Source organism: Nostoc sp. DedSLP04 (genome assembly GCF_034530775.1).
Lineage (GTDB): Bacteria > Cyanobacteriota > Cyanobacteriia > Cyanobacteriales > Nostocaceae > Nostoc.
In genome coordinates this window covers 22,465-45,972 of sequence record NZ_JAVRCL010000030.1, presented here as the reverse complement: position 1 = coordinate 45,972, position 23,508 = coordinate 22,465, and the positions used below count along the sequence as shown (strand labels likewise).

Below are 23,508 nucleotides of genomic sequence, written 5' to 3'. Positions count from 1 at the left end.
AAATTAGGTTTTTTAAGGCAAAGTATTTCTTAATAAATTAACAATCTTCACTATACATAAAAATAGAATCATTATCTATCTGTATATCAGGATATAGAGTAGTTAATTCTTCTGTTATATGGCAGTGGTAGTTTTTCATAGGGATTTCAATCATTTTATTACGTACTAATATGACAAAAAAATATTGAAACAAGGAAATACTACGAGGAAATTTTTTATATGAAGTCAGGTTAACTTCTGTTTTTATCTTTTCAATAATTGGTTGAATATTGTTTTCTTTATTTACATCAATAGTCAGACGATATAAGTTATCACAAAAACGGTTCATGTCTTTTGGTTGTAGTTCTTCAGGAATCTTACCATTTTTAAATAGCTTGTTAATTTCACTAGCTAACTTACGTTTTATTTTTATATCAGGATAATTATTTTCTTCGATAAGAAGAGAGGTTTGTTCAAAAGCAAGAATAAGCGTATCTAGTTGTTCAACATTTGCTTTAATTTGTGCTGCTAGACGTAGTCTTTTCCAATCAATTTCAGAACTTTTATATACCAAATCGTGAGTTGAAACTGACCATGCGTGTTCAAAAGCACTTTTAATTTGAATTTCAAAAATAATATTATAAATACTTAATTCATTATCTACATTTATGGCATTATCTTTTTTAAGATTAGCATATATTCTAGTTGAATCAAACCTAAAAATATCTGGTGCTTTCCTATTTTGCCCTCTTTTAACTTTATGAGTAACCTTAAAAGTATTTTTACAAAATTGTATAACTTCTTCTTCATGGGATAAAGTTGGTATTATAACTGTACAAGCAAATAAGTCGTCTAAATCTGACCATTTTTTAAATCTACCTGTTTCAATTTTTTCAGCGAGAGATTCAACACTTTTAATACGCGAAGTAAAAGCATATCCTTGGCTTTCACAAAAGTTTATTAGTGTTGATTTAACCTTGTCTGAAACTCTTTTAACAAAAGGACTATATTCGTTATATTTCCGCTCTAGGATAGAAGGATAGATCATACATCCAAAATTTTTATCAATTTATATTTCCCTGAATCACAGATTTCATAATTTTAATTCTAGTTTTCCTTGTACCCGCATCTGTGAATGAGAACTTAACAGCTTCATAGTAGTCTAGTGCATTTCTTTGATATTCTGTTAATGAATCTTTAGATTGATTTTTTAAATCTGCATCTCCTACTACTTTAAGAAAAGTATTAATTCTTTCACCTACATCAAATGTAATAAATTGCTCGTCATATTCACGATTTAGTTCAGCAACAGCACCAAATAAAGAGTAAAAATCGGCTTGGTTTTTCAATCTAGTTTTAGATAAACTTATATCTTGTGATAAATCTAATATCTCTTTGATAGCTTTAACAGTATTACGAAATTCATTCTCGATTTCCTCTTTAACTTCCCAATTAATATCTCGATCACTAAATGCTTTATCAAGATATTCTTGACTATAAGCTCTAACACCTTCTTCGAGAAAAAGTAAGAGTTGAGCTACCATCTCAACGTCTTTCATTTGTTTCTTCGATCTTCGATCAATTGTTGGAAAAGCTCCACCTAAATATTCAAACATCCAGCTAGTTAGTTCTTCTACAGTAGTAATAAAATCTCCATTGAACTTTGCATGACGAAGTTCCTGAGGGGTTAATTTAATCACGTTGCGATTTATACGATCAAATATATTACCAATTATTTTTTCATCTGATGATGGTACATATTCTATGGCAAACTGATATTTCCAAAAATTCTGTTTAGTTTCAGGATCGAATTCCTTAAAATATTGACCGCGAAATCTTTCAATTGTAGCTTTTTCATAAACAGGAAATTCATTGTTTGCAAACTCAAACAAAGTAGATAATCTTTGTTTTCCATCAACTATGCTAACCTTAGATACTCCTTCAGGAGTAATTTCCTGATATATAAATATTGCAGGTGCAGGATAGCCATTAAGTACAGTATCAACAAAAAAATCTTTATAATCTTGATTCCAAACACTACGTCTTTGATAAGGTGGATCAAGTTCAAGAAGTTTTCTATTATAGAGATCCCAAAACCAAGAAATAGTCTGGAAGTTAATTGTCCTACTCATAAGATATCCTTAGCATATATAGAACTCCTCCCTGATTTCTGAATACAATATCTGAAAATTGACTTTTTGCCAATAATTATTTATGTAATCGTATCACTCATACTACGCCTGTGTGTGTTCGTACTTTACGTTTTGTTGCAAGTTGTGTAAAGTGCGATCGCACTCCACGATCTCCTGGCAGCGATCGCACCCCACACAGCACTACACTAGAAAGTAAGATGCTCAAAATAGCCTATGAACGCTACGACAACCACTTTCCCTTCTACACTCAAATTGAAAATTGACTTGACTGATGAGCAATTTTTCCAAATGTGTCAGAAAAACCGCGATTATCGATTTGAGCGTACAGCATCAGGGGAATTATTAATTATGCCACCTACAGGTAGTGATACTGGCAACCGTAATTTTGATATGGTTGTTGAGTTAGGAATCTGGAATAAACAAACTAAATTAGGCAAAGGTTTTGATTCTTCAACTGGTTTCACCCTACCTAATGGTGCAGAACGTTCTCCCGATGCTTCTTGGGTGAAAATTGAACGATGGAATGCTTTAACACCTGAACAACAAGAAAAATTTGCCCCTATTTGTCCTGATTTTGTAGTAGAGTTGCGTTCTCGTACTGATTATTTGAAAGAATTACAAGAGAAAATGCAGGAGTATATCGAAAATGGCACTCAATTAGGCTGGTTAATTGACCGCAAAAACAAGCGCGTGGAAATTTATCGTCCAGGCAAAGATGTAGAGATATTAGACAATCCTACTAATTTATCAGGAGAAAATGTACTACCTGGGTTTGTGTTGGATTTACAGCAAATTATGTAATTTTATTGATTAGGATAAATATAGCGCATTTCAAAGCGGCTTTGTTCCCAAATTGGTATTAAAGCCTGTTTAGCAGCATTTAACTGAGCTTGTGAAAAAGATATTTTACCATTTTCTATAATCCAAATAAATATCCGAGTGATTAAATCTGCTTTGAAACTATTCTCGTATTCACTATTATTTATTCTTACTACTTGCCGATCTAAGCAATCTATAGCATATTTAAAAGTCAAGTTTTTCCAGTCTGTGGAATTGCTATAATTTTCTTCTGGCGTATTTTTCCACTCAACTCTTTGCAAATTTCCAAAAATATAGTCTATGCCTGTTATGGAAGAATCTGTGTTACGCACTAAATTTGTATAGGCTTGGTAATATGGCTTCAATAGCGAAGCCGCAATATTTTCCACATAGATATGTAGCCAAGATTGGATGTCACGAAGATAAAATACTAAATCTTTAATCTTATCAATTTCTTTAATCAGCGCACGTTCATTTCTGTAATTTGTTATTTTTGCTAGCAATTCAGATTCCGATAATTGAGATTTGTTAGAGTAATAATTAATAACTTTGGGAATATATTTATCTAATAACCATTGTTTGGTATATCTAGCTGTCCAAGTTCCTCTTACTCCAATATCTTGCTGCCAGAAGCTAAATTTAGCTTTTTCTATAGATTGTAAATTAATATCATTTATCTCGTAGATTATATCAATTTGATTACTAGGTAATAAAGAGAAATCTCTGTTAAATTTGGGAAAGATAAATGCACGATCGCGAATTCCTTTACTCACTCGAATTGAGATATTTTTTCTATGAAATAGATGCCATTCTGACTTGCCTTTCTTATAATCAAATTCTTTAAAAAACTGCTGCATTAACTCCCATAATTCTTGCCTAACAGAAAAAAGTATAAAACCACGAACTTCTGAAAATTTGATGAATTCAAAATCCCATGTTTCTAAAGCATTCTCAAATTCAATTATTGAGTTTTTATATTTTTGGCAAACTTCATCAATACACAAACACAAGTCTATTGCTTCTAAGTTGGATAAAATGACTGTTATTTGACCCAATTTTACTGTAAAACTATCTTTATCTATCTGTTTTAAAAAACGACGACACCCCCAATCTGGTTGAGTGTGCAATCCAGTCATGAAGTTACCTAAAATATCTTGATGATTTAAGCGAATTTTTAAACCTTTAAAAAGAATACTACTGAATTCTATTTGACAATTACCTTCTCCAAAAGCTTTGGGTAAATTACAGGCGATCGCTACTTTTGGTTTAACAACAACTAAGTGGCAGCCTTCTAGTGTTATAGAAGGCTCAAAATCACATTTTTCTAAAAAATACTGTAAATCTGGATGGCGTATAATTAATTTTTCTATTAAGTTACATTTAGAATATGTCAAAATATCGGTTATATTTTTATCAATATTTTTAACTACATCAAAATTTAGTTTATTATAAAACTTTGAGACGATATCGTTATTTTTAAAGGCATCTATATTTAGATCGAATACTAATTCTTCTCGATTATAATCTAGGCGCTGGAAAACCTTAATTTCATATCCATTAGTGACAATAAAAAATAGTATATTAAAATGATTACTATAAAATTTAGCTTGCTCAATAGCTTTATTTAACTTAGTTTTATGCGGTTCTATCGTTTTTACAAAAATGAGTGATGTATCTGTATTTTGTTTTTTAACATCATCTGTGGCAAAATATATCTGAGCAATTTCTGGATTTTTGGTGTGTGTTTCTGATTGATATGTTTTCAAAGAGTATTCACGATGACATATCTCTGGATAGTAGAGATAGCGGAACATGGGCAAAATTAACTTTTCTTTTACGTCATCTTCATTGTGTAAAACACGACGATCAAAACCTTGTATCCATGTAATGAATTTTTTAATTGACTCTGGAATAGTCATCAGATAATCTACCTGCTTGTATAAATTTGCTATGCCTTATTTTGTTCGTGTAATTAGCAATTTATCAAGTCAGTTTGGATTATGTCGTGATTCTAGATACTAGAATGGAAGCATTCGGCTGAAACTTAACCTTAGCAAAACCTACATTAATAAAACGTGAGTTCGATAAACCTCTCCTGGACAACCTCCCTCTCCCACGGGGAAAGGGAGGAGCAACGAGAAATTAGGGTTTTGGCTCCCCTCTGGGTGTCCAAGCTACGGTGTATACACAAGTTATCGAATCGCTACTAGTCCTCGAATTACCCCACCCTAAACCTCCCCGTATGTATTGGGGAGGGAACTAGATTTTCCGGTTTCCCCCCAATACATCGGGGGGATTAAGGGGGGTAATTCGACTTGTGTATCACGGTAGGGGTGTCCAAGAGGGGTTGAGGGAGAGGTCAAAAAAGGGCTTGTCGAACTCACGTTAATAAAAGTTACTGCTGTTAGAATTAAATATTTGGTGAAAATTAGCTAGGCAAAATTAATGAATTGTGTATAACAAGGATTTTGGACAACGCATAATTGCTAGAGATGTTTATTAGACAAGAAGGAGTTAGGAGTCAGAATATAGAATTTTCCTGACTCTCTGAACTTCTGATGCCCAATATATCTATTTATTCTCTTTGGGTAGCGATCGCTAATTTAGCTCCCGGAACCTGACGTACCCGATCCATTACCGCCACCACCCGGCCATAATCAACTTTTTCATCAGCATTAATAATCACTAATACTTCCGGGTTAGAACCAACTAAAGTCCGCACTTGCGCTGTTAAATCATCAACTGCAATTGGTTTACGGTTCAGGCTTACCTGTTCTTTTTCATCTACCGTAATGGTAATTTTAGTGGGAACTTGCTGTTGTTTCGCTGTGGCGGCCTTCGGTAAATTGACTGGCAAACCTTCCGAACGTGTTAAAAACAAAGTTGACATGATGAAAAATGTCAAAATTGCAAAAATCACGTCAATCATCGGCACGATGTTGATCTGGAGCGGAAGTTCTGGTTCATCTGGTAGACGCATAGGTTTTTTCTCCTCGTTCATAGCGACGGCGGTAAAGTAATTCTAGCTGTCCCCCATACTCCTGAATTAATGCAATTTGCCGTTGGTACAATCCCCGGAAGGTATTGGCAAACATGAGTATGAATATAGCAACGATCAATCCTGATGCAGTTGATACTAGAGCCTCACTAATCCCGGCCGTAACACTTGCCGTTTTGCTACCTCCCACATCACCAAGATTTAGGGAAGCAAAAGAAGCTATCAATCCTAATACTGTGCCGAGAAGACCTAACAGTGGTGCCAGACTAATGATTGTCTCAAAAAGGTTTTGGAAACGTTTTAACACAGGTATTTCAGCCTGCGATTCGCTTTCTAACGCCAAACGAAACTCCTCCGGGTTTGGCTCTTCTAATTCTAAAGCCGCCAGAAAAATCCGAGCGAGTGGCAAATCTGCGTTTTTCTGAAGTTTATCCATTGCACCGACAATATTATCGAGACGGTAGAGATTCAAAACATCTCGCACCACCCGGTTTTGACGCTGATTGATTCTTACCCAAAATCTAATCCGCTCGACAATCAGTGCCACACCTACTACCGAAAACGCCAACAGGGGCCACATGACGATACCACCTGCTGCAAATAAATTCTGAATTTCCATGTAGTGCCTCTATAACGTCATCCACAATACAAAATTAGACTACCAGAATCTAGAGAAAAGATGAAACTTATTCTCAACAAAATATAAGATATAATGAGAAATTTTTCAAATGAAACGATCATGATTTTTATTTACTTGTTCGTTTGTTTTACATAAATTAATTTAATTTAATTGCAATAAAAGTTAATTTTGTCCAAAAAGCATGATATTGGTGGTTTAAAAAGATGTTTATCCTAGTCCAGGATTCTGTAAAGCGATCGCAATTAATTTGAATTTTTACTTGATATTTGTAACCTTGCATTCTAAGATAGCTAAATTAGTGAGAATAGGTAGCAATAGCTATGAGCTTTTCTGGCATTACTGTCGAGCAACGTTCCAAAGAAGTTGAGGCTCTCAAGTCTTTTCTGACTTACAGTCTGATAGGTTCACTGGCGCTGCATATCGGCGTACTGTCTTCTGGCATAAGTAATTATTTGACCAGAGTACCTACAGGAGAAGAAGAACCAATAGAGTTGGCGCTCGTGGATGCTCCGACTGCGGAACCAGAAAAACCAATTGCAGAGATTCCAAAAGAAATAAATAAAGAACCAGAAGTTGTCCAAAAACAGCCTATAGAAACTCCACCAGTAGAAAAATTTGAACAGATTACAGCAGTCCCTCAGAAGCCACAGCCGATAGATACGCCGCCAAAAGCAATTCCGATTGAGCCAAAAGTTGCTGTGAAATCTGCACCTATTCCACGAGCGGTACCAGAAGTACCTGTGAAATCTGCATCATCCATTCCCCAATCAGCTCCGTCTGAAGATTCCAAAGCAAGTTCACCAGGTGGTGGCGGTGGCGGTGGCGGTGGCGGCGGATCTGGTGTTGGTTTAGGCTCAGGTAGTGGTATTGCTGTAGGTACAAATAGCGGTACTGGCCCTGGCGGAGGTACTGGCACTGGCACCGGCGGTGGCATTGGCAGTGGAACTGGAACTGGCACTGGTAGCGGCATTGGTAGTGGCACAGGCAGTGGCATCGGTAGTGGAATTGGTAGTGGCAGAGGCAGTGGCATCGGTAGCGGCACTGGTAGCGGCATCGGTAGCGGCACTGGTAGTGGCATCGGTAGTGGCACTGGTAGTGGAATTGGTAGTGGAACAGGAAACCGTCCCACAGTAGCAACAGCGCCTACAACTCCAAAAATTAACAGTTCAGGTAATGGTAATGGTCGTGCAGCCTGCCGCGAATGTAATGCCAAATATCCAGAGGCAGCAAGACGGCGAGGAGTTGAAGGCAGAGTAGAAGTAGCTGTAGATACTGATGCACAAGGTAATGTTACTAATGTGCGGATTGCTCGCTCTAGTGGAAACCGCGACTTGGATGAAGAAACCAAGAGACAAGCGCGTGACTGGAAATTAAAACCCACAGAAGGTGGTAGACAAGGGGTATCTATAGCCACTGAATATGCCATCAAAGGCTCACGGCGATCGCGCCAAGTTCAAGAACGGAGAACACAAAGACAAGCACAAGAGACACAGAGAAGCCAGCAAACAACGGCTGCTAACTCTACACAGGAAACTCCAAGACGTAGGCGCAGAGAGTTGGCACCCCCATCAAGACCAGCAATATCTGGATTTAGTCGGCGACTGGAACCTCAAAGAGCAGAAAGTCCTGCGAGAAACTCATCATCTGAAGCTAGAACAACTCGTACTCAAGGAACTGCAAGAGAGTCCCTACGCCGCATCCAGCGCGAGCAAACGACTACCGATTCATCACAAAAGCCACAAACAACCACAAATCGGCGGCGGCGAAGAGATAACGCTAGCCAGAATAAATTGCGGGACTCTTTGCGTCGTTTACGCCAACAACCTCAATCACAACCTGCTACTCCCAGTCAGCAGTAGTCTGTTAAGTTGAAATTCATGAGTTAATAATAAGCGCTTGAGCGCTTAACAAAGGGCTAAAGCTCTGACTACAAAGTTATTGACCCCGTGAAGTTGACTTGACATACTACTAATAGAGGGATCAAACTTATTGAAATCATACTTTGATTAACAACGATCGCCGCCTCCTGTTTAGGAGGCGGTTGTTCTTTAGACAGGAATGGCTTCATTAAGCATTACCCATCTAGCATGAAGAAGAGGGGTTAGGAGTGCGGTAATTTTATGATGGGCTATTAGAGACACTGGCGATCGCGCCCTTTGCCAATCAATAGTACTGGAAGTAAATAATCCTGGACTTTCCCGATCCATTTTTCTAATCGGGGCGGCAATGTAAATTGCTGCGCCTAAAGAATGATAGTAGTGTTTGCTCATCACCAATTATATGCTGAGAGATATAGTCAACGGCTAAATCTCAAATTGCTCATTTGCACTTTATGTCTAGATGTCAAATTCACTGATTTGAATAAAACTTCTACATAAACACACACTGATGCGGTTTGATTTGCTTGAATAGCTATATTGATAGGACATTGATAACGTCGGCAATTCACAATTCCTGATTATGGCAAGTAAATTCATTGATGTTAGAGAATATACTGTCAGGGCGCACAAAAGACAGATTCATACTCGTGTTTTCCAGTTTGTCTGTAAAGAGTGTAACGATCTGACAAAACGCGAGACTTTCGGCCCTCGACCTTTATATTGTGAGAGATGTCGCCCTCCCCAGCCGCCTAAGAAATCCCAACCTGCATCTCACAAGGCAAAACCCAGAGCAATGTCTTATAAAAGTGACATCGATTTAAATTGATTAAAGCCCTATGACTCAAAATGGACAATTAGAACCGCCTCCAGAAAACTTTTTCTCACCACTGTTGGAATTACGAGACTATTATGCTCGCCTTACAGAAGAGTATGAACGCCTCTTTGTGCAGGCGCGATCGCAGCTCGACCATGTAGAAGCATTGCTGTCTAACTGGTCTTCTTCTGATACCAACAAGCAGATATCAAGATTAACGGCGGCTGATGAAACCTCAAATCTTTCTGGGGAAAGTTCTCTGCGGTTTTTATCACCCCTTGATGACATCGACAAAATCAACTTGGTGGAGTCTTTAGAGTTAGTAGAAAAAGACTCAGATCAAGTTGAGATAAATAATTCTTTTTCTGCTGTTGATACAAAAGAGAGTCAATCTCAAACGACATCAACAGATCCAAAGATCGCTCCAGAGAACAACGATAGTTCAACGAAGGTAGTGGAAATTCCGATGCTACCTCAGTATCAGCACGCTATCTCGCGAATGGAAGCCATAAAACAGCTATTGCAAGAACAGATAGGTACTGTTTGTCATATCGATTTTATCGTGCGATCGCTTTATGGAGAGTTAGATTCCAATCTATTCAAAGTAGTTAAAGGTAGAGTGCAATCTTCCCTCACCCAAGGCAGAGAAAGGAATTACTGGGTAACTATTCCCGATGAGCCAGGTTGTTATACTTTGGATTTAAGTTTAGTAGCCCCAAGTAATCGCAATGGTGCTTCTAGGAATATCAAGAACAAAAATAAGAAGCCTTTCGTTCCTCCGACAAAAACAGTACCGATGCTCAAAGCCTTTGAGGGTCAATTCTTAATTGATGCCCTCACCTCTCTGTTAAAACAAAATCCAGGTAAAATTTTCAGCGTGGCTGAAGTCATCGCCGGAATTTATGGAGAACTAGATTCTCAGCAAATTAGAGAGATCAAAAATAAGGTGCTGAATGAACTATCTAGAGGCTATCGCACAGGTAGATTCGCTAGGGTTCCTAATCAAATTGGCTTCTATACTTGGGACTCAAATCTGATATTGAAGGGGAGTTCTCGTTAAATTGGGGATTGGGGATTGGGGATTGGGGATTGGGCATTGGGCATTGGGCATTGGGCATTGGGCATTGGGCATTGGGGATTGGGCATTGTTATACTCCCCCTCTGCTCCTCTGCCCCTCTGCCTCTTCCCCGCCTATCCCAAAAACAGCTTGTATGCCGGATTCTTATTCTCATCCCAATAGCGATAGCCCAGGTTATCGAGAAAAGCTTGCCACTCTTGCATTTCGTGGGGAGGAACCTGGATACCGACAACGATTCGTCCGTAGTCTGAGCCGTTGTTGCGGTAGTGAAAAAGACTAATATTCCAGTCGGGACTCATGGAAGTAACAAATTTCATCAATGCGCCGGGACGTTCGGGAAACTCAAAACGGTAGAGCAATTCATTGTTAGCTAGGGGAGAGTGTCCACCCACCATGTGCCGCAGATGTAGTTTAGTTAGCTCATCGTCCGTTAAATCAAGGGTTTCAAATCCATGAGCTTCAAAGATTTCTACCATCTTGACAGCATCAGCACGGTTTTGAATTTGCACGCCGACAAAAATATGGGCTGTTTTTTCGTCGGCAATGCGATAATTAAACTCCGTTAGATTGCGGTTGCCGATACATTCACAAAACTGGCGAATACTTCCCCGTTCCTCTGGAATTGTGACTGCAAAGATTGCTTCGCGGCGTTCGCCTAACTCTGCGCGTTCTGCGACAAAGCGGAGGCGATCGAAATTCATGTTTGCACCACAGGCAACAGCAATTAAAGTTTGTCCCTCGATTTGTTCTCTTTCGGCGTAGGCTTTGGCAGCTGCGATCGCTAATGCACCAGCTGGTTCTAAAATGGATCGCGTATCCTCAAACACGTCTTTGATCGCAGCGCAAGTATCATCTGTACCCACCAAAATAATTTCATCTACATACTGCTGACATAAACGGAAGGTTTCTTCACCTACTTCCCGCACCGCTACGCCATCAGCAAATAACCCCACTTGGGACAAGCGTACCCGATGTCCAGCTTTAAGTGATTGGGACATCGCATCAGCATCTACTGGTTCAACACCAATAATTTTGATTTCGGGACGCAATCGTTTTACATAAGCCCCAATCCCAGAAATTAATCCGCCGCCTCCAATTGCCACAAAAATTGCATGGATGGGTTGCTGATATTGCCGTAAAATTTCCATCCCAATTGTTCCTTGTCCAGCAATTACATGGGGATCGTCAAAGGGATGAATAAAAGTCAATCCTTTTTCTATTTCTAATTCACGGGCATAGCTATAAGCATCGTCATAAGTGTTTCCATGTAACACCACTGCTGTGCCCCTCATTCTCACCGCATCTACCTTCACTTGGGGTGTGGTTACTGGCATGACGATAATCGCTCTGGTTCCCAAACGATTGGCTGCCAGGGCGACTCCCTGAGCATGGTTCCCCGCAGATGCGGCAATTACACCCTGCGCCAATATATCTGGCGGCAGTTGCACCATTTTGTTATAAGCACCCCGCAGTTTAAAGGAAAATACTGACTGCATATCCTCACGTTTCAACAGGAGTTGATTATTCAGTCGCGCAGACAAATTTGGGGCATACTCCAGTGGTGTTTCCTGGGCAACATCATATACACGGGCAGTCAGGATTTGGATGAGGTAGTCGCAAAACATGGGCGTCAAGGTGTTAGCAAATGCTGGATGGAAACTAATTTTACGTTACAAGCGATCGCACTGGTTTTATTGGTTTGTTCTCTCTCGAAATTTTGATTGAACAAAATCTAAAAATTACCAATTAATATTCTTTGAAGATAAATTAAGTTCAGTGATGAAAATTCTTTAATTGCTGGATATTTCATGCGATCGTTGCTAGGTTGATTTGAAACTAGTTTTGCCAACTATCTGAGTACTTAGATCGACAAATTAAGTATAGTGTTACTTAAAAACATAAGTTCTCCATTTATGTTAAAGTATGCATGGAAGATGAAATTCGGCTGTACAGTTTGTTTTTATATATATTTGTATTACAGACCTCTCCGGATCTAAATCTCTACACCCTCTGATTCTGGAGACATTCTATGTCAATTTACGTCGGCAATCTATCTTATGAGGTTAAAGAAGATGACCTCCGGCAAGTTTTTGCAGAATATGGAACTGTAAAAAATGTTCAATTGCCTGTTGACCGAGAAACAGGTCGGATGAGAGGTTTCGGGTTTGTGGAATTGGAATCAGACGCACAAGAACAAGCGGCGATTGATGCCCTTGATAGCGCTGAATGGATGGGTCGAAGCTTAAAAGTTAATAAAGCCAAGCCCAAAACAGACGGCGGTTCCTCTGGTGGTAGACGAGGAAACTATGGTGGTGGTGGTGGTGGCCGTTATTAAGGTCTAAAACCAAAATTTAACTATTAGGTCTTAAGGGGCAGACAAGGAGTCTGCCTTTTTTGTGCTTCGGTTAAATGAAGAAAGGCAGGAGAAAAATTATTTTCTACAACCTCCTGCCTCCTGCCTTTCTCCGATGAATGATTTTTGCTATATATGCCTGATAATTAATAAGACAATCTACAAATAGCAAAGATGCAGACTCTCCAAAAACTCTCACTCCCAAGCATGGGCTGCGGTACTTGGGCTTGGGGCAACCAACTGCTTTGGGGATATGACGAAAGTATGGATGAGCAGTTGCAAGCCGTCTTTAACCTTTGTGTAAGTAACGGTGTAACTTTATTTGATACAGGTGATTCTTACGGAACGGGAAGATTGAATGGTCGGAGTGAGTCACTTCTGGGACGATTTAACCGAGAATATGTAGGTTTAGGTAAAGAAAATATTTGTATTGCGACTAAGCTTGCTGCTTATCCGTGGAGATGGACGCGTCAATCAATGGTAAAGGCTTGCCAGTCATCTGCTCAACGGCTGGGAAAAAATGTTGATTTGGTACAGATGCATTGGTCAACAGCAAACTATGCTCCTTGGCAAGAGGAAGGACTTTTAGATGGTCTTGCCGATTTGTATGAGCAAAGACTGGTTAAGGGAGTGGGATTATCCAATTATGGGCCAAAACGGCTGATGCGAGTGCAGAAAAAATTCGCCCAACGAGGCGTTCCGATTACAAGTTTGCAAGTTCAATACTCTCTATTGTCTACATATCCTGTCACCCAACTCAAGCTCAAAGACCTTTGTGATGAATTGGACATTAAATTGATTGCATATAGCCCTCTAGCTTTGGGACTACTGACAGGAAAATACTCTGAGCAAGGCCCTTTGCCTAAAGGCATTCGAGGTCTATTATTTAAGCAAATATTATCAGGAATGGCAAGAGGCAAAGCGGCTTCTGCTGGTAAATCGCTTTTGGAATGTTTGCAAGAGGTGGCACAATTCAGAAACAAAACTATGTCACAAGTAGCAATTAATTGGTGCATCTGTAAAGGAACTATTCCTATCCCTGGAGCAAAGAGCGTCGAACAAGCGAAAGAGAATCTTGGGGCGTTGGGTTGGCAATTAGATGCTGGTGAGATTGCAGAGTTGGATAAGGCGGCGGCGAATTCAGACAAAAAAATGGTACAAAATATTTTTCAAACTAAGTGAAATTTCAACGTTGCTGAATTTGAATATGAATCATTGTAAATAGGTATTTTGATTAAGACTGAGATGGGAATGGTGTAGTTCAATGATTTGAAAAGCGCTGTCAACTCAAGACTTTTGTGAGGAGTCTATTGATGAGCTTATGCAGTTTGGGTATTATTATTAGAGACTTCATCTGTACTAGCTTTTAAGCGGCTGACTAAGCTTCTGCGGACGCGATCGCTTTTGCGAACACCACCCGCCATCTCATATTCATGGCTATCTTTGCCGTACTTAAAGGCAACCCCCAGGAGCATTTTTTCAGTCAGTTCGCTCAAACTTTTTTCCAACTCTTTCATCTCACTTGTATAAGAGTCAATCACAGCCAGAGTCGTATTATAAGTATCTATTTTGCTACGGTACTGCTGAATCATTTGTGTAAGATTTTGCAAGTTCCGAGCATCTCCAAAATCCATGCCAGGATCGATTGCTTTGAGTCCGGCGATTCTCAATTCAGCTTTTTCTAGAACGCGATATGTACGCTTTTGCCGAGGCATAGTTATCTTCTTTTTATGGTGTTCTAGAGCTAGCTTGCCCTACTAAAGCCTAATTCTGGTTGGGTGAAATCCACAAAATTGGTGTTTAATATAACGATCAACTCAGCAATATCCACTAAAAATATGATGTTTGTAACGAAAATCGTAGTGGTGGTAACTAAATTCGTAAGATTGTAACGAAAATAATGATGTTTGTAACAAAAATCGTAGCGGTGGTAACTAAACTCGTAAGATTGTAACGAAAATAATGATGTTTGTAACAAAAATTGTATTGGTAGTAACTAAACTCGTTATTGTTAGTAACTTAAAGCGCGATGTTAGTGGCGATGTTTAGTAACGGCAACTGGTTTCAATTCAAAAAACCTAGATATCACACGCAATTAGTTGAGAAAGTAATGCTGGACTCTGCAAAATCTGTAACGCTAAGTAAAATACGGGTTTTTTAACTTAGCTGCGGAATTTAGAACAAAAGCAGTGTGTTAATAAGTAAATAGGATGCACATAGTCAAGGCAGGATTATGATACTTGAAACTGCGGCGATCGCTGTTGGCACTATAATAGCCACTAAAGCCTTAGAAAAAACAACCGAAAAGGTCACAGAAAACTTATTAGATAAGACTGGTAAGTTTCTCGTCACCCTGAAAAAACAGTCTCCCCAGACTGTAGTGGCTATAGAGAAAGCACCAGATCAACCACTTGATTATGGCAAGGCTGTACTAGAGGTGCAATCTGCGGCTCAAGCTAATCCTGAAGTGGCTCAAGCTGTAGAGGAATTGGCACAAGCAGCAAAAGCTGAACCAAATCCTAAATTTATTCAATCTATACAAGAATTCGCCGATACGCTGAAGTCGCAGCCACAACAGCCAAATAGTATTAACTATCAAAATTTGGCAAATGAGATAAAGAATGTTTTCCAAGGCAATACATTTAACGGCCCAGTAACCTTTAACTGACCAAAGTCGTCCGATGGGGAACGGACAAAGTTAACTCCCACAAAATATATTCCTTATCGCGGTTCTGTTCATTTCGTCGGGCGAGAAACAGAACTGATAATGCTGCATGAAGACTTGCAGCGCAAAGACTATGTAGCAATAGCGGGAATGGGTGGCGTGGGGAAAACTGAATTAGCCACCCAATACGCCAGACGATATCAACAAGATTATGGCGGGATTGCTTGGTTTAACGACAGAGAAACTAATCTCGCCGCCGAAGTTTTAGAGTTTTTCCGGTTGCAGTTTGATTTGGAGATTCCCCAAGAATTAGGAGGCAGACTTTTAAGCCTTAAAGAACAAGTAGCCTGGTGTTGGTCTAAATATCCCGACTCTCCCTTGCCGATTTTAATCGTCTTCGATGACGTAACTGATTTAGACAACCTCCGCCAAGTCGTTCCGAAGGATAACCGCTTCCGAGTCTTAATTACAACTCGACTGCGGCATTTAGACCCAAATTTTATTCAAGAGATTCCTTTAGATGTTCTCTCGCCGCAAAAAGAACCAGGGAAAGCTTTAGAACTGTTAAAACGACTGTTGGGGGAAAAAGATAAGCGAGTTGAAAATCAACCACAAGCGGCAACAAGTATATGTGAATGTCTGGAATATTTGCCTTTAGGGATAGAGTTAGTTGGAGGTTATTTGCTACGCGACCCGGACATATCTTTAGATATCATGTTTAGGCGATTGCAAGAAAGTAAATTAGCAGAAGCAGCCTTACAAGACCGGAAAACTCTCAACTCAACTCAACTGGGAGTCAAAGCCGCCTTTGCTTTAACTTGGTCGGAACTCGACCCACTGGCGCAACAATTAGGAATATTTTTGAGTTTATTTTCTCCTATACAGATTCTTTGGGATTTAGTTATTTGGGTAGCGACAGAAAGTCAAAAAGCAGAGGAGCAGGGGAGCAGGGGAGCAGAGGAGAAAAACAGCCCACAAACGGAAGTAGGAGACTTAGACACCTTCCAAGGTGAAGAAAACAGTCCCCCTTGCTCCCCGCTCCCTGCTCCCTTGCCTCTTTTAACTTGGTCAGAAGATGAATTAAACGCAGCTAAAAAGCAACTCTACGGGCGCAACTTGCTGCAACTCTTAGAAGAAAAAGCAGGATGTTATAAAATTCATGCCTTAGTGCGGTGGTTTTTGCAAGGGCAGTTAGCCGAGGCTGGCGAGATGAAATCAATTTTAGAAACAACCTTCGCCACTGCCATGATAGCCAAAACCCAAATTCTTCCTGAGTCTGCCACTTCTGAGCAGATTGAAAGCATCAGAGATGTCGTTCCCCATCTCGAAGACCTGGGAAACTGTTTAATTGCAGAGATTGAGCAAGCAAAAGAAGCACAGATAATTTCTCTAGCATCAGTCCCCAGCAATGAAGCAATTTGGATATTTGTGGGAATAGGAAGATTTTACGAAGGACAAGGACTATATCAGTTAGCAGAACCTTGGTATGAAAAATGTGTAAATGTTTGCCAGTCCTTGTTTGCTGGCGACCATCCTAATGTGGCATTAAGCTTGAACAATTTAGCTGGTCTCTACGATAGCCAAGGGCGGTACAGCGATGCCGAACCTCTCTACATTGAAGCTTTGGCAATGAGAAAGCGCCTGTTTGCTGGCGACCATCCCGATGTGGCATTAAGCTTGAACAATTTAGCTTTACTTTACAATAACCAAGGGCGGTACAGCGATGCCGAACCACTATACATTGAAGCTTTGGCAATGACAAAGCGCCTGTTTGCTGGCGACCATCCCGATATGGCATTAAGCTTGAACAATTTAGCTTTACTCTACAAAAGCCAAGGGCGGTACAGCGATGCCGAACCACTATACATTGAAGCTTTGGCAATGACAAAGCGCCTGTTTGCTGGCGACCATCCCAATATGGCATTAAGCTTGAACAATTTAGCTTCACTCTATAAAAGCCAAGGACGCTACAGCGATGCCGAACCTCTCTACATTGAAGCTTTGACAATGAGAAAGCACCTGTTTGCTGGCGACCATCCCGATATGGCTACAAGCTTGAACAATTTAGCTGGTCTCTACGATAGCCAAGGGCGGTACAGCGATGCCGAACCACTATACATTGAAGCTTTGGCAATGATAAAGCGCCTGTTTGTTGGCGACCATCCCTATGTGGCTAGTAGCTTGAACAATTTAGCTTTCCTCTACAAAAGCCAAGGGCGGTACAGCGATGCCGAACCTCTCTACATTGAAGCTTTGGCAATGAGAAAACGCCTGTTTGCTGGCGACCATCCCCATGTGGCATTAAGCTTGAACAATTTAGCTGGTCTCTACAAAAGCCAAGGGAGGTACAGCGATGCCGAACCACTATACATTGAAGCTTTGGCAATGAGAAAGCGCCTGTTTGCTAACGACCATCCCGATATGGCATTAAGCTTGAACAATTTAGCTTTGCTCTACGATAGCCAAGGACGGTACAGCAATGCCGAACCTCTCTACATTGAAGCTTTGGCAATGAGAAAGCGCCTGTTTGCTGGCGACCATCCCGATATGGCTACAAGCTTGAACAATTTAGCTTTACTCTACAATAACCAAGGGCGGTACAGCGATGCCGAACCTTTATACATTGAAGCTTTGGCAATGAGAAAGCGCCTGTTTGTTGGCGACCATCCCGATATGGCATTAAGCTTGAACAATTTAGCTTTACTCTACAATAATCAAGGGCGGTACAGCTATGCCGAACTTCTCTACATTGAAGCTTTGGCAATGAGAAAGCGCCTGTTTGCTGGCGACCATCCCGATGTAGCTACAAGCTTGAACAATTTAGCTTTACTCTACTATAGCCAAGGACGCTACAGCGATGCCGAACCTCTCTACATTGAAGCTTTGGCAATGTACCAAAGGGTGTTAGGCGTTAATCATCCAACTACAGCGACAATTCGAGAAAATCTATCAATCCTGCAAGGCCAGTCTACTCCTCGTGCTATCCGGAAAGGTCGGTTAGGTAAGTTTATGCAAATGTTAAAGGCGATATTAATTTTCCCGTTTTCTCTGTTGTGGCAATTAGCTAAAAAATTAATTCGTAATTAAAAGAGCGAGTCCAGGCGATATTTGCAATCTAGTAGTTTTGAGCGATCGCTTTTCTCTGATCAACCAAGGTGCGATCGTTAAACGTTTCCTCAAAGACAAAGCCTGACAACCTTGATAAAATGGAAAAAATAGTTCAACCTAACTGCCTTTGGTTATGACTAGCATTAATATTTCCTTACCTGAATCGATGAAAGCCTTTGTTGAAGAACAAGTCGCTCAAGGTGGCTACGGTTCAGTTAGCGAATATCTACAAGAATTAATTACTCAAGACCAAAAACGCAAGATGCAAGAACATATAGAAGAACTTTTAATTGCAGGACTTGAAAGTGGAGAGACAATAGAAGTTAATAATGAATGGTGGCAGCACAAACGCACACATTTGATAAACCACCTGTATCAAGAGAAATAACGTAAATGGGCTGTTAAGGGATTTAAAAAGTATCTAATTTTTTACTTTGAGCAAGATGAAAGCATTGAAGTTGTACGGATTCTCTATGCTGGGCAAGATATAGAAAGCATTTTAGAACAGGATTAATATTGATAAGCGATCGCTTGTATGATGGCGTTAGTGGAGCGATCGCTTAAACAAATCCCACAAATCATCCATCCTTTTGAGTATCTATCTCAGATACATTCAAACCTGTTAATCTCGCTACCTGTTCTATTGGCATCCCAGATTCAAGTAAGTTGCGTGCAGTTTGTAATAACTGCGATTCTGCCTTGTCTGCCCTTTGGCGTTCTTGTTCTGCCCTTTGGCGTTCCTTTTCTTCAGGAGTTGGTAGTAATTCTCCTGCTAAATTTGCCCAGCGTAACCAAGTAGCATTAATACCTTTATAACTTCCTTGCCACAACTGCAATCCTAACCCTAAAGATTGACTCACTAACTGATTTTGAGCATTGACTGTAATCGGTTGATAAGCTCCTTTTGCAATAGAGAAACCAGCCAAATCATCAGGGTTAAAAGGGTCATACCAAAAATATTCTGGTACACGCATTTGATTTTGATAAATTAGCTTTTTCTCATTTTTGTCTGCTTGGGCTGTGCTGTCAGAAAGCAATTCAATGACTACATCTGGTGTTTTTCCCTCTTCCCAAACTACCCAACTGCGACGTTCTCCTTTCGGGACTCCCAACACAGCAAAAAAGTCTGGCCCTTTAAAGTCTTTGTTTCGCACTTGGGCCAGACTGTAGTAAACAAACATATTACCGCCGATAAACCCATCCTCTCGTTCTTCCAACCAAGGTATCAAAGCATCTATCAGTAAATCCATCTGGGCTTTATGTCGTGCGCTTTCCATCGGAATACCGTCATCGTCTGGTAATTCTGCTTGGGTGGGTGGGAGTTGAATATCTGGTGCAGCTAGGGTGGTTTCTGACATAGCTTTTCACCTTGTGGTTAGGTGTGGCGGGTATTTTTATGTTAAGCGATCGCAGAAATTTCAGTTAATTTGCGTTCGACAGTTTTTTAATTTGCCCAGTAAAGTATGCTTCTTCATGTTTGAGTTGTTGCGCCAGTTTTAACCCTTGTTGAAAAGCTGTTAATGCTTGAGGAAATTCTTTGCGTTCTAGATACAATTGCCCAATTTGGTCATAAGCTTGCATCATTCCGTAAAAGTTGGCGGCTTGCGCCTGTATCTGCACTAGAATTTCGCTAGCCTGCAAAGCCTCTTCTGTTTGTCCTTGGGAACGATACAACGCAATTAACTTTTGCAAAGCATCACCAGCCCGAACGTATTCTTTTAATTGCCAAGCTGTGGTATAAGCTTCTTGATAATTATTAAAAGCTTCTAGCAGTAAGTTAGGATCTTTCTTAGCTAGAGATTCGTAATCCGAAGCGATCGCTAGCTTTAATTCTGGTATTTCTGTAAGATTATTTTCATTGCCATAAATTTCTACTAGTTTGTTAAGTACATTCAAAGACTGCTGCGGTTGGTTTGTCTGCTCGTAAATATAAGCCAACTGTTGCAGATATGTTACCTCATTTACGCGATCGCCAAGGGATGTAGCGAAACTCAACAATTCCTCATAGATTGGTGCCGCTTTGCGATAATCAAACCAACTCAAATGCAGTTCTCCAATTGTTTTGAGAGTTTCTAATACCGCTGTCTGGTCTTGTTGTTGTCGCACTACTAGCAAAACTTGGTTGTAAGCTTCTATGGCTAGTTTAGACAATCGCACATTTTTGTAAGCTTCACCTAGCGCTCGCCACAATTCTAGATCGATTGGGGCAGCTTTTTTCTGAGATTGGGCTTGTTTTTGAATTGCTTGCAATCGTTCGGTTATATATTGTACTTCTTGTCCGTCGTTTAGCTTCCAAGCGATCGCCCCAACTCGTGATAATGCTTGCACTTCTGCTAATGAACCTAAAAAGCGCCGCAAACGTAATTCTCGGTTCCAAATTTCAAACGCCGCCACCTGTTCGCCTGCTTGCAGTTTTGCCGCCGCTTCTTGATTTAGGGCATCTAACGCTGGTTCTAACTTTTGCCGTTCTTGGGGAGTTAACGGCTGTTTATCCTTGGGCGATCGCGGTGATAGTGGATCGGGTGTGGTAATCTCTAGAGGGCTGGGAGGAAATTCATCGGGTGGTTTCGGCGGTTTACTCGCTGCCAGTGTTAAAGAATTGCTAAAGAGTATAGTGGCAGTAGCGATCGCAATTAAGTGCCTGAGCATGAGTACTTTACTTTGCCTTGAGTGATTTGCATGAGATAATTAACAATTATCCCCATGCCTATTATTGACTAACTATTCTCCAGCTTTTCTCCAGCTTTACAAGAAAAGCCTACCTGAGAGCAATCTGGCTTCAGCACACAGAGAAAAGATAGTGTGCGGATTTTGCCAAAATAAATGCTTAACGAGTTCTAGTTGTTAGGTGCAAGATGTAAAGTTTCACTTGTACTGAAGCGGCTAATTTTCTCCAATCAGAGCATCTATCCTAGATATATTTTAAAAATTGCGATAAAAATTGCGATCACAGCCAGGATTTTTGAGTCAGGGGAGTGTCAAAATAATCCTAGATCGTATTTAAGTAACTAGTCAATCGTTTTGTAATGACTCATTCTACTGATATCGCCACCTTAGCCCGCTTGATGGCAGCTGACTTTAGCAATCAAGAACAAGCTTTTGAAAATCCGCCTTTTTATGCTCATATCCGCGTCTGTATCCGTCCCCTTCCCTTAGAGTTGTTCTCAGGGGTAAGTTTATTTCTCGAACAAGCTTATGATTTTGCGCTCAATCAACCCTACCGGATGCGGGTAATGAAGTTAATTCCGGCAGAAAACCACATTGCGATTGAACACTACACCGTTAAACAAGAAGAGAAATTTTACGGTGCATCTCGCGAACCCGAACGCCTCAAAGAGTTGTCTCTTGACCAATTGGAAAAAATGCCAGGTTGCAACATGATTGTAGAGTGGACAGGAAAAAGCTTCAAAGGCAGAGTTGAACCTGGCAAAGGCTGCATAGTGTTTCGCGACGGCAAAAATACTTATCTAGATAACGAATTTGAGATTGACGCTAAAGAATTTTTCAGCCTCGACAGGGGAAGAGATTTAGACACCGATGAACGTCTCTGGGGTTCTATCGCTGGCCCATTTCACTTTCTGCGCTGGGGTAATTTTGCCGATGAAGTAAAGGTGTAACAAGTTAAGAGTGAGGAGTGAGGAGTGAGGAGTTACAAATCTCTTTAATCAGCTAAGATTTGTTTGTGCTGCGATCGACTTGCAATCAAAATTTTCTCGCGATCGCCTAAAGCCTACCAAAAACATCCAGTTAACCTACTATCTCTACCTCAAAATCCTATGCTATCATGGTTTAACTAGCGTCCTATGACTGCTAAATAGCTGCTAAGATACCTTAGCAACATAAAAGTAGGTCAGGGAATCTTGCTGTGGCGGCATAGCCAAGTGGTAAGGCAGAGGTCTGCAAAACCTCCACCCCCGGTTCAAATCCGGGTGCCGCCTTTAAAGAAATATAAGCATTACAGGGTTTTCAAGCCCTTTTTTATTGGGCGTTAAAAGCTTGTTTTCAAAGCCTTTAGAGATTTTTGGGGTTATTTTGGGTAGTTTGGGTAAAGAACTGGGGTAAAACTGGGGTAAAAATGTAAGGTAGAGGTTTTTACCCCAATAAGTATTTCTGGGGTAAAACTGGGGTAAAGCGAAAGGATAAAGGTCTTTACCCCAGTTAATTACCCTTATGGAATCTCAAAAATCTCAAAGTATTGCCCGTCGGGGTTCAGTATAGATTAAGAACTCTAACGGCAGCCTCCAATTAGTTTTTTCTCGTCCTATTATTACTCCGACTGGAGAGCTAAAAACCAAGCGTTTCTATCTTTCAACAAGGCACGACGATACACCTTTTGGAAGACATCAAGCATCGGCTTTGGCGACAAAAATCCAGAGAGATATTGACTATGGAGAGTTTGATGCCAGTTTAGTTAAGTACAAACCAGCAGCGTCATTAAGCACCGTTACCCCAATTACACCTTCACCTAAACCCCAACCAGACTTGGGAGAATTATGGGAAAAATACACTGAATTTAAAAAACCACAGGTTAGTCCTTCTACTTATGCAGTTGACTACCGCAAGTATCGCAATCACATTGCTAAGTTAGCAACTAAAACTTTAGATGATGCGATCGCAATTCGAGACTATTTACTTGCAAATCTCAGTGCTAATGCAGCTAAACGTACTTTGACAAATATAAATGCTTGCTGTGATTGGGCACTTAAAAGTCAGCTAATTGAATCCAATCCCTTTCAAAGTATGGCAAAAGATATTCAGATGCCGAAGTCGGAATCGGCAGAATATGAAATCAATCCCTTTACTAAGGAAGAACGGGATAGCATAATTCAAGCGTTCGAGGAGAGTAAACTCTACAGCTACTATGCTCCTTTAGTAAAATTATTATTTTTTACTGGGTGCAGACCATCAGAAGCGATCGCTCTACAATGGAAGCATATCAGTGATAAATACTAAAAAGTCGAATCCGCAAAAAACTGGAGCAGTTTGATTGTTTACGAGACGCCATTGAAGATGTCTTGCA

General features: G+C 40.3%; 22 protein-coding genes and 1 tRNA gene. 12 read left to right on the top strand and 11 right to left on the bottom strand.

Features of this window, described 5'->3' with window-relative positions:
* Positions 1-37: 37 nt before the first annotated feature.
* The 3 genes from RMX89_RS18310 to RMX89_RS18300 all read right to left on the bottom strand — a co-directional run bounded on the left by RMX89_RS18310 (position 38) and on the right by RMX89_RS18300 (position 2,337).
* Positions 38-1,027, bottom strand: a complete 990-nt coding sequence (locus RMX89_RS18310) for a hypothetical protein (protein WP_322689930.1) — start codon at positions 1,025-1,027, stop codon at positions 38-40.
* Positions 1,028-1,043: 16 nt separating this feature from the next.
* Positions 1,044-2,111: a DUF262 domain-containing protein gene (locus RMX89_RS18305; protein WP_322689929.1), complete on the bottom strand. Its 1,068-nt coding sequence runs from the start codon at positions 2,109-2,111 to the stop codon at positions 1,044-1,046.
* A gap of 97 nt (positions 2,112-2,208) precedes the next feature.
* Positions 2,209-2,337 carry a hypothetical protein gene (locus tag RMX89_RS18300; RefSeq protein WP_322689928.1) on the bottom strand — a complete coding sequence of 43 codons (129 nt, stop codon included), beginning with the start codon at positions 2,335-2,337 and terminating at the stop codon, positions 2,209-2,211.
* Between the two features lie 8 nt (positions 2,338-2,345).
* On the opposite strand from RMX89_RS18300, the gene RMX89_RS18295 reads away from it, so the two are divergent.
* A complete protein-coding gene (locus RMX89_RS18295) occupies positions 2,346-2,933 on the top strand; it encodes a Uma2 family endonuclease (protein WP_322689927.1) in 588 nt (195 codons plus the stop codon).
* Between the two features lie 2 nt (positions 2,934-2,935).
* Here the strand turns inward: RMX89_RS18295 and RMX89_RS18290 are convergent, their stop codons facing one another.
* The 3 genes from RMX89_RS18290 to RMX89_RS18280 all read right to left on the bottom strand — a co-directional run bounded on the left by RMX89_RS18290 (position 2,936) and on the right by RMX89_RS18280 (position 6,568).
* The gene (locus tag RMX89_RS18290; protein ID WP_322689926.1) at positions 2,936-4,870 is read right to left on the bottom strand and encodes a hypothetical protein; all 1,935 of its coding nucleotides are present in this window, start codon (positions 4,868-4,870) and stop codon (positions 2,936-2,938) included.
* A gap of 656 nt (positions 4,871-5,526) precedes the next feature.
* On the bottom strand, positions 5,527-5,931 hold the full coding sequence (locus RMX89_RS18285; protein WP_094352241.1) for an ExbD/TolR family protein: 405 nt from the start codon (positions 5,929-5,931) through the stop codon (positions 5,527-5,529).
* On the bottom strand, positions 5,915-6,568 hold the full coding sequence (locus tag RMX89_RS18280) for a MotA/TolQ/ExbB proton channel family protein (RefSeq protein ID WP_322672955.1): 654 nt from the start codon (positions 6,566-6,568) through the stop codon (positions 5,915-5,917). Before RMX89_RS18280 ends, RMX89_RS18285 begins: the two co-directional genes overlap by 17 nt.
* A gap of 341 nt (positions 6,569-6,909) precedes the next feature.
* Here RMX89_RS18280 and RMX89_RS18275 point away from each other — a divergent pair, with 341 nt between their 5' ends.
* Positions 6,910-8,448 carry a TonB family protein gene (locus RMX89_RS18275; RefSeq protein ID WP_322689925.1) on the top strand — a complete coding sequence of 513 codons (1,539 nt, stop codon included), beginning with the start codon at positions 6,910-6,912 and terminating at the stop codon, positions 8,446-8,448.
* A 189-nt stretch (positions 8,449-8,637) separates the two neighbouring features.
* On the opposite strand, the gene RMX89_RS18270 is transcribed toward RMX89_RS18275, so the two are convergent.
* Positions 8,638-8,859, bottom strand: a complete 222-nt coding sequence (locus tag RMX89_RS18270; protein ID WP_322689924.1) for a hypothetical protein — start codon at positions 8,857-8,859, stop codon at positions 8,638-8,640.
* A gap of 190 nt (positions 8,860-9,049) precedes the next feature.
* Between RMX89_RS18270 and RMX89_RS18265 the strand changes: the two genes are divergently transcribed.
* Together RMX89_RS18265 and RMX89_RS18260 are read left to right on the top strand one after the other, a co-directional pair.
* The gene (locus RMX89_RS18265; protein ID WP_099099597.1) at positions 9,050-9,295 is read left to right on the top strand and encodes a hypothetical protein; all 246 of its coding nucleotides are present in this window, start codon (positions 9,050-9,052) and stop codon (positions 9,293-9,295) included.
* Between the two features lie 10 nt (positions 9,296-9,305).
* Positions 9,306-10,343, top strand: a complete 1,038-nt coding sequence (locus RMX89_RS18260) for a hypothetical protein (RefSeq protein WP_322689923.1) — start codon at positions 9,306-9,308, stop codon at positions 10,341-10,343.
* A 132-nt stretch (positions 10,344-10,475) separates the two neighbouring features.
* On the opposite strand, the gene ilvA is transcribed toward RMX89_RS18260, so the two are convergent.
* A complete protein-coding gene (ilvA, locus tag RMX89_RS18255) occupies positions 10,476-11,987 on the bottom strand; it encodes a threonine ammonia-lyase, biosynthetic (RefSeq protein ID WP_322689922.1) in 1,512 nt (503 codons plus the stop codon).
* Between the two features lie 404 nt (positions 11,988-12,391).
* Between ilvA and RMX89_RS18250 the strand changes: the two genes are divergently transcribed.
* Both RMX89_RS18250 and RMX89_RS18245 read left to right on the top strand, forming a co-directional pair.
* A complete protein-coding gene (locus RMX89_RS18250; protein WP_322689921.1) occupies positions 12,392-12,697 on the top strand; it encodes an RNA-binding protein in 306 nt (101 codons plus the stop codon).
* Between the two features lie 192 nt (positions 12,698-12,889).
* A complete protein-coding gene (locus tag RMX89_RS18245) occupies positions 12,890-13,897 on the top strand; it encodes an aldo/keto reductase (RefSeq protein WP_322689920.1) in 1,008 nt (335 codons plus the stop codon).
* A gap of 137 nt (positions 13,898-14,034) precedes the next feature.
* Here RMX89_RS18245 and RMX89_RS18240 read toward each other — a convergent pair whose 3' ends face one another.
* The gene (locus RMX89_RS18240; RefSeq protein WP_322689919.1) at positions 14,035-14,430 is read right to left on the bottom strand and encodes a hypothetical protein; all 396 of its coding nucleotides are present in this window, start codon (positions 14,428-14,430) and stop codon (positions 14,035-14,037) included.
* Positions 14,431-14,948: 518 nt separating this feature from the next.
* Here RMX89_RS18240 and RMX89_RS18235 point away from each other — a divergent pair.
* From RMX89_RS18235 to RMX89_RS18225, 3 genes are all read left to right on the top strand, one after another.
* A complete protein-coding gene (locus RMX89_RS18235) occupies positions 14,949-15,383 on the top strand; it encodes a hypothetical protein (protein WP_322689918.1) in 435 nt (144 codons plus the stop codon).
* Between the two features lie 99 nt (positions 15,384-15,482).
* The gene (locus tag RMX89_RS18230) at positions 15,483-18,467 is read left to right on the top strand and encodes a tetratricopeptide repeat protein (protein ID WP_322689917.1); all 2,985 of its coding nucleotides are present in this window, start codon (positions 15,483-15,485) and stop codon (positions 18,465-18,467) included.
* A gap of 154 nt (positions 18,468-18,621) precedes the next feature.
* Positions 18,622-18,876, top strand: a complete 255-nt coding sequence (locus RMX89_RS18225; protein WP_322689916.1) for a type II toxin-antitoxin system ParD family antitoxin — start codon at positions 18,622-18,624, stop codon at positions 18,874-18,876.
* Positions 18,877-19,066: 190 nt separating this feature from the next.
* Here the strand turns inward: RMX89_RS18225 and RMX89_RS18220 are convergent, their stop codons facing one another.
* Both RMX89_RS18220 and RMX89_RS18215 read right to left on the bottom strand, forming a co-directional pair.
* Positions 19,067-19,846, bottom strand: a complete 780-nt coding sequence (locus RMX89_RS18220; protein WP_322689915.1) for a Uma2 family endonuclease — start codon at positions 19,844-19,846, stop codon at positions 19,067-19,069.
* A gap of 64 nt (positions 19,847-19,910) precedes the next feature.
* Entirely contained in the window at positions 19,911-21,137 is a 1,227-nt protein-coding gene (locus RMX89_RS18215; RefSeq protein WP_322689914.1) for a hypothetical protein, read from the bottom strand.
* A 377-nt stretch (positions 21,138-21,514) separates the two neighbouring features.
* Between RMX89_RS18215 and RMX89_RS18210 the strand changes: the two genes are divergently transcribed.
* From RMX89_RS18210 to RMX89_RS18200, 3 genes are all read left to right on the top strand, one after another.
* Positions 21,515-22,105, top strand: a complete 591-nt coding sequence (locus RMX89_RS18210; RefSeq protein ID WP_322689913.1) for a chromophore lyase CpcT/CpeT — start codon at positions 21,515-21,517, stop codon at positions 22,103-22,105.
* A gap of 250 nt (positions 22,106-22,355) precedes the next feature.
* A tRNA-Cys gene (locus tag RMX89_RS18205) sits at positions 22,356-22,426 on the top strand.
* A gap of 418 nt (positions 22,427-22,844) precedes the next feature.
* A complete protein-coding gene (locus RMX89_RS18200) occupies positions 22,845-23,441 on the top strand; it encodes a hypothetical protein (protein WP_322682161.1) in 597 nt (198 codons plus the stop codon).
* The last annotated feature ends 67 nt before the right edge of the window (positions 23,442-23,508 follow it).

Coding starts and splice junctions, on each gene's coding strand:
- RMX89_RS18225 (WP_322689916.1), top strand. CDS start 18,622: ATGACTAGCATTAATATTTCCTTACCTGAATCGATGAAAGCCTTTGTT.
- RMX89_RS18260 (WP_322689923.1), top strand. CDS start 9,306: ATGACTCAAAATGGACAATTAGAACCGCCTCCAGAAAACTTTTTCTCA.
- ilvA (WP_322689922.1), bottom strand. CDS start 11,987: ATGTTTTGCGACTACCTCATCCAAATCCTGACTGCCCGTGTATATGAT.
- RMX89_RS18235 (WP_322689918.1), top strand. CDS start 14,949: ATGATACTTGAAACTGCGGCGATCGCTGTTGGCACTATAATAGCCACT.
- RMX89_RS18265 (WP_099099597.1), top strand. CDS start 9,050: ATGGCAAGTAAATTCATTGATGTTAGAGAATATACTGTCAGGGCGCAC.
- RMX89_RS18275 (WP_322689925.1), top strand. CDS start 6,910: ATGAGCTTTTCTGGCATTACTGTCGAGCAACGTTCCAAAGAAGTTGAG.
- RMX89_RS18210 (WP_322689913.1), top strand. CDS start 21,515: ATGACTCATTCTACTGATATCGCCACCTTAGCCCGCTTGATGGCAGCT.
- RMX89_RS18290 (WP_322689926.1), bottom strand. CDS start 4,870: ATGACTATTCCAGAGTCAATTAAAAAATTCATTACATGGATACAAGGT.
- RMX89_RS18285 (WP_094352241.1), bottom strand. CDS start 5,931: ATGCGTCTACCAGATGAACCAGAACTTCCGCTCCAGATCAACATCGTG.
- RMX89_RS18215 (WP_322689914.1), bottom strand. CDS start 21,137: ATGCTCAGGCACTTAATTGCGATCGCTACTGCCACTATACTCTTTAGC.
- RMX89_RS18230 (WP_322689917.1), top strand. CDS start 15,483: ATGCTGCATGAAGACTTGCAGCGCAAAGACTATGTAGCAATAGCGGGA.
- RMX89_RS18270 (WP_322689924.1), bottom strand. CDS start 8,859: ATGAGCAAACACTACTATCATTCTTTAGGCGCAGCAATTTACATTGCC.
- RMX89_RS18240 (WP_322689919.1), bottom strand. CDS start 14,430: ATGCCTCGGCAAAAGCGTACATATCGCGTTCTAGAAAAAGCTGAATTG.
- RMX89_RS18310 (WP_322689930.1), bottom strand. CDS start 1,027: ATGATCTATCCTTCTATCCTAGAGCGGAAATATAACGAATATAGTCCT.
- RMX89_RS18220 (WP_322689915.1), bottom strand. CDS start 19,846: ATGTCAGAAACCACCCTAGCTGCACCAGATATTCAACTCCCACCCACC.
- RMX89_RS18250 (WP_322689921.1), top strand. CDS start 12,392: ATGTCAATTTACGTCGGCAATCTATCTTATGAGGTTAAAGAAGATGAC.
- RMX89_RS18295 (WP_322689927.1), top strand. CDS start 2,346: ATGAACGCTACGACAACCACTTTCCCTTCTACACTCAAATTGAAAATT.
- RMX89_RS18280 (WP_322672955.1), bottom strand. CDS start 6,568: ATGGAAATTCAGAATTTATTTGCAGCAGGTGGTATCGTCATGTGGCCC.
- RMX89_RS18245 (WP_322689920.1), top strand. CDS start 12,890: ATGCAGACTCTCCAAAAACTCTCACTCCCAAGCATGGGCTGCGGTACT.
- RMX89_RS18305 (WP_322689929.1), bottom strand. CDS start 2,111: ATGAGTAGGACAATTAACTTCCAGACTATTTCTTGGTTTTGGGATCTC.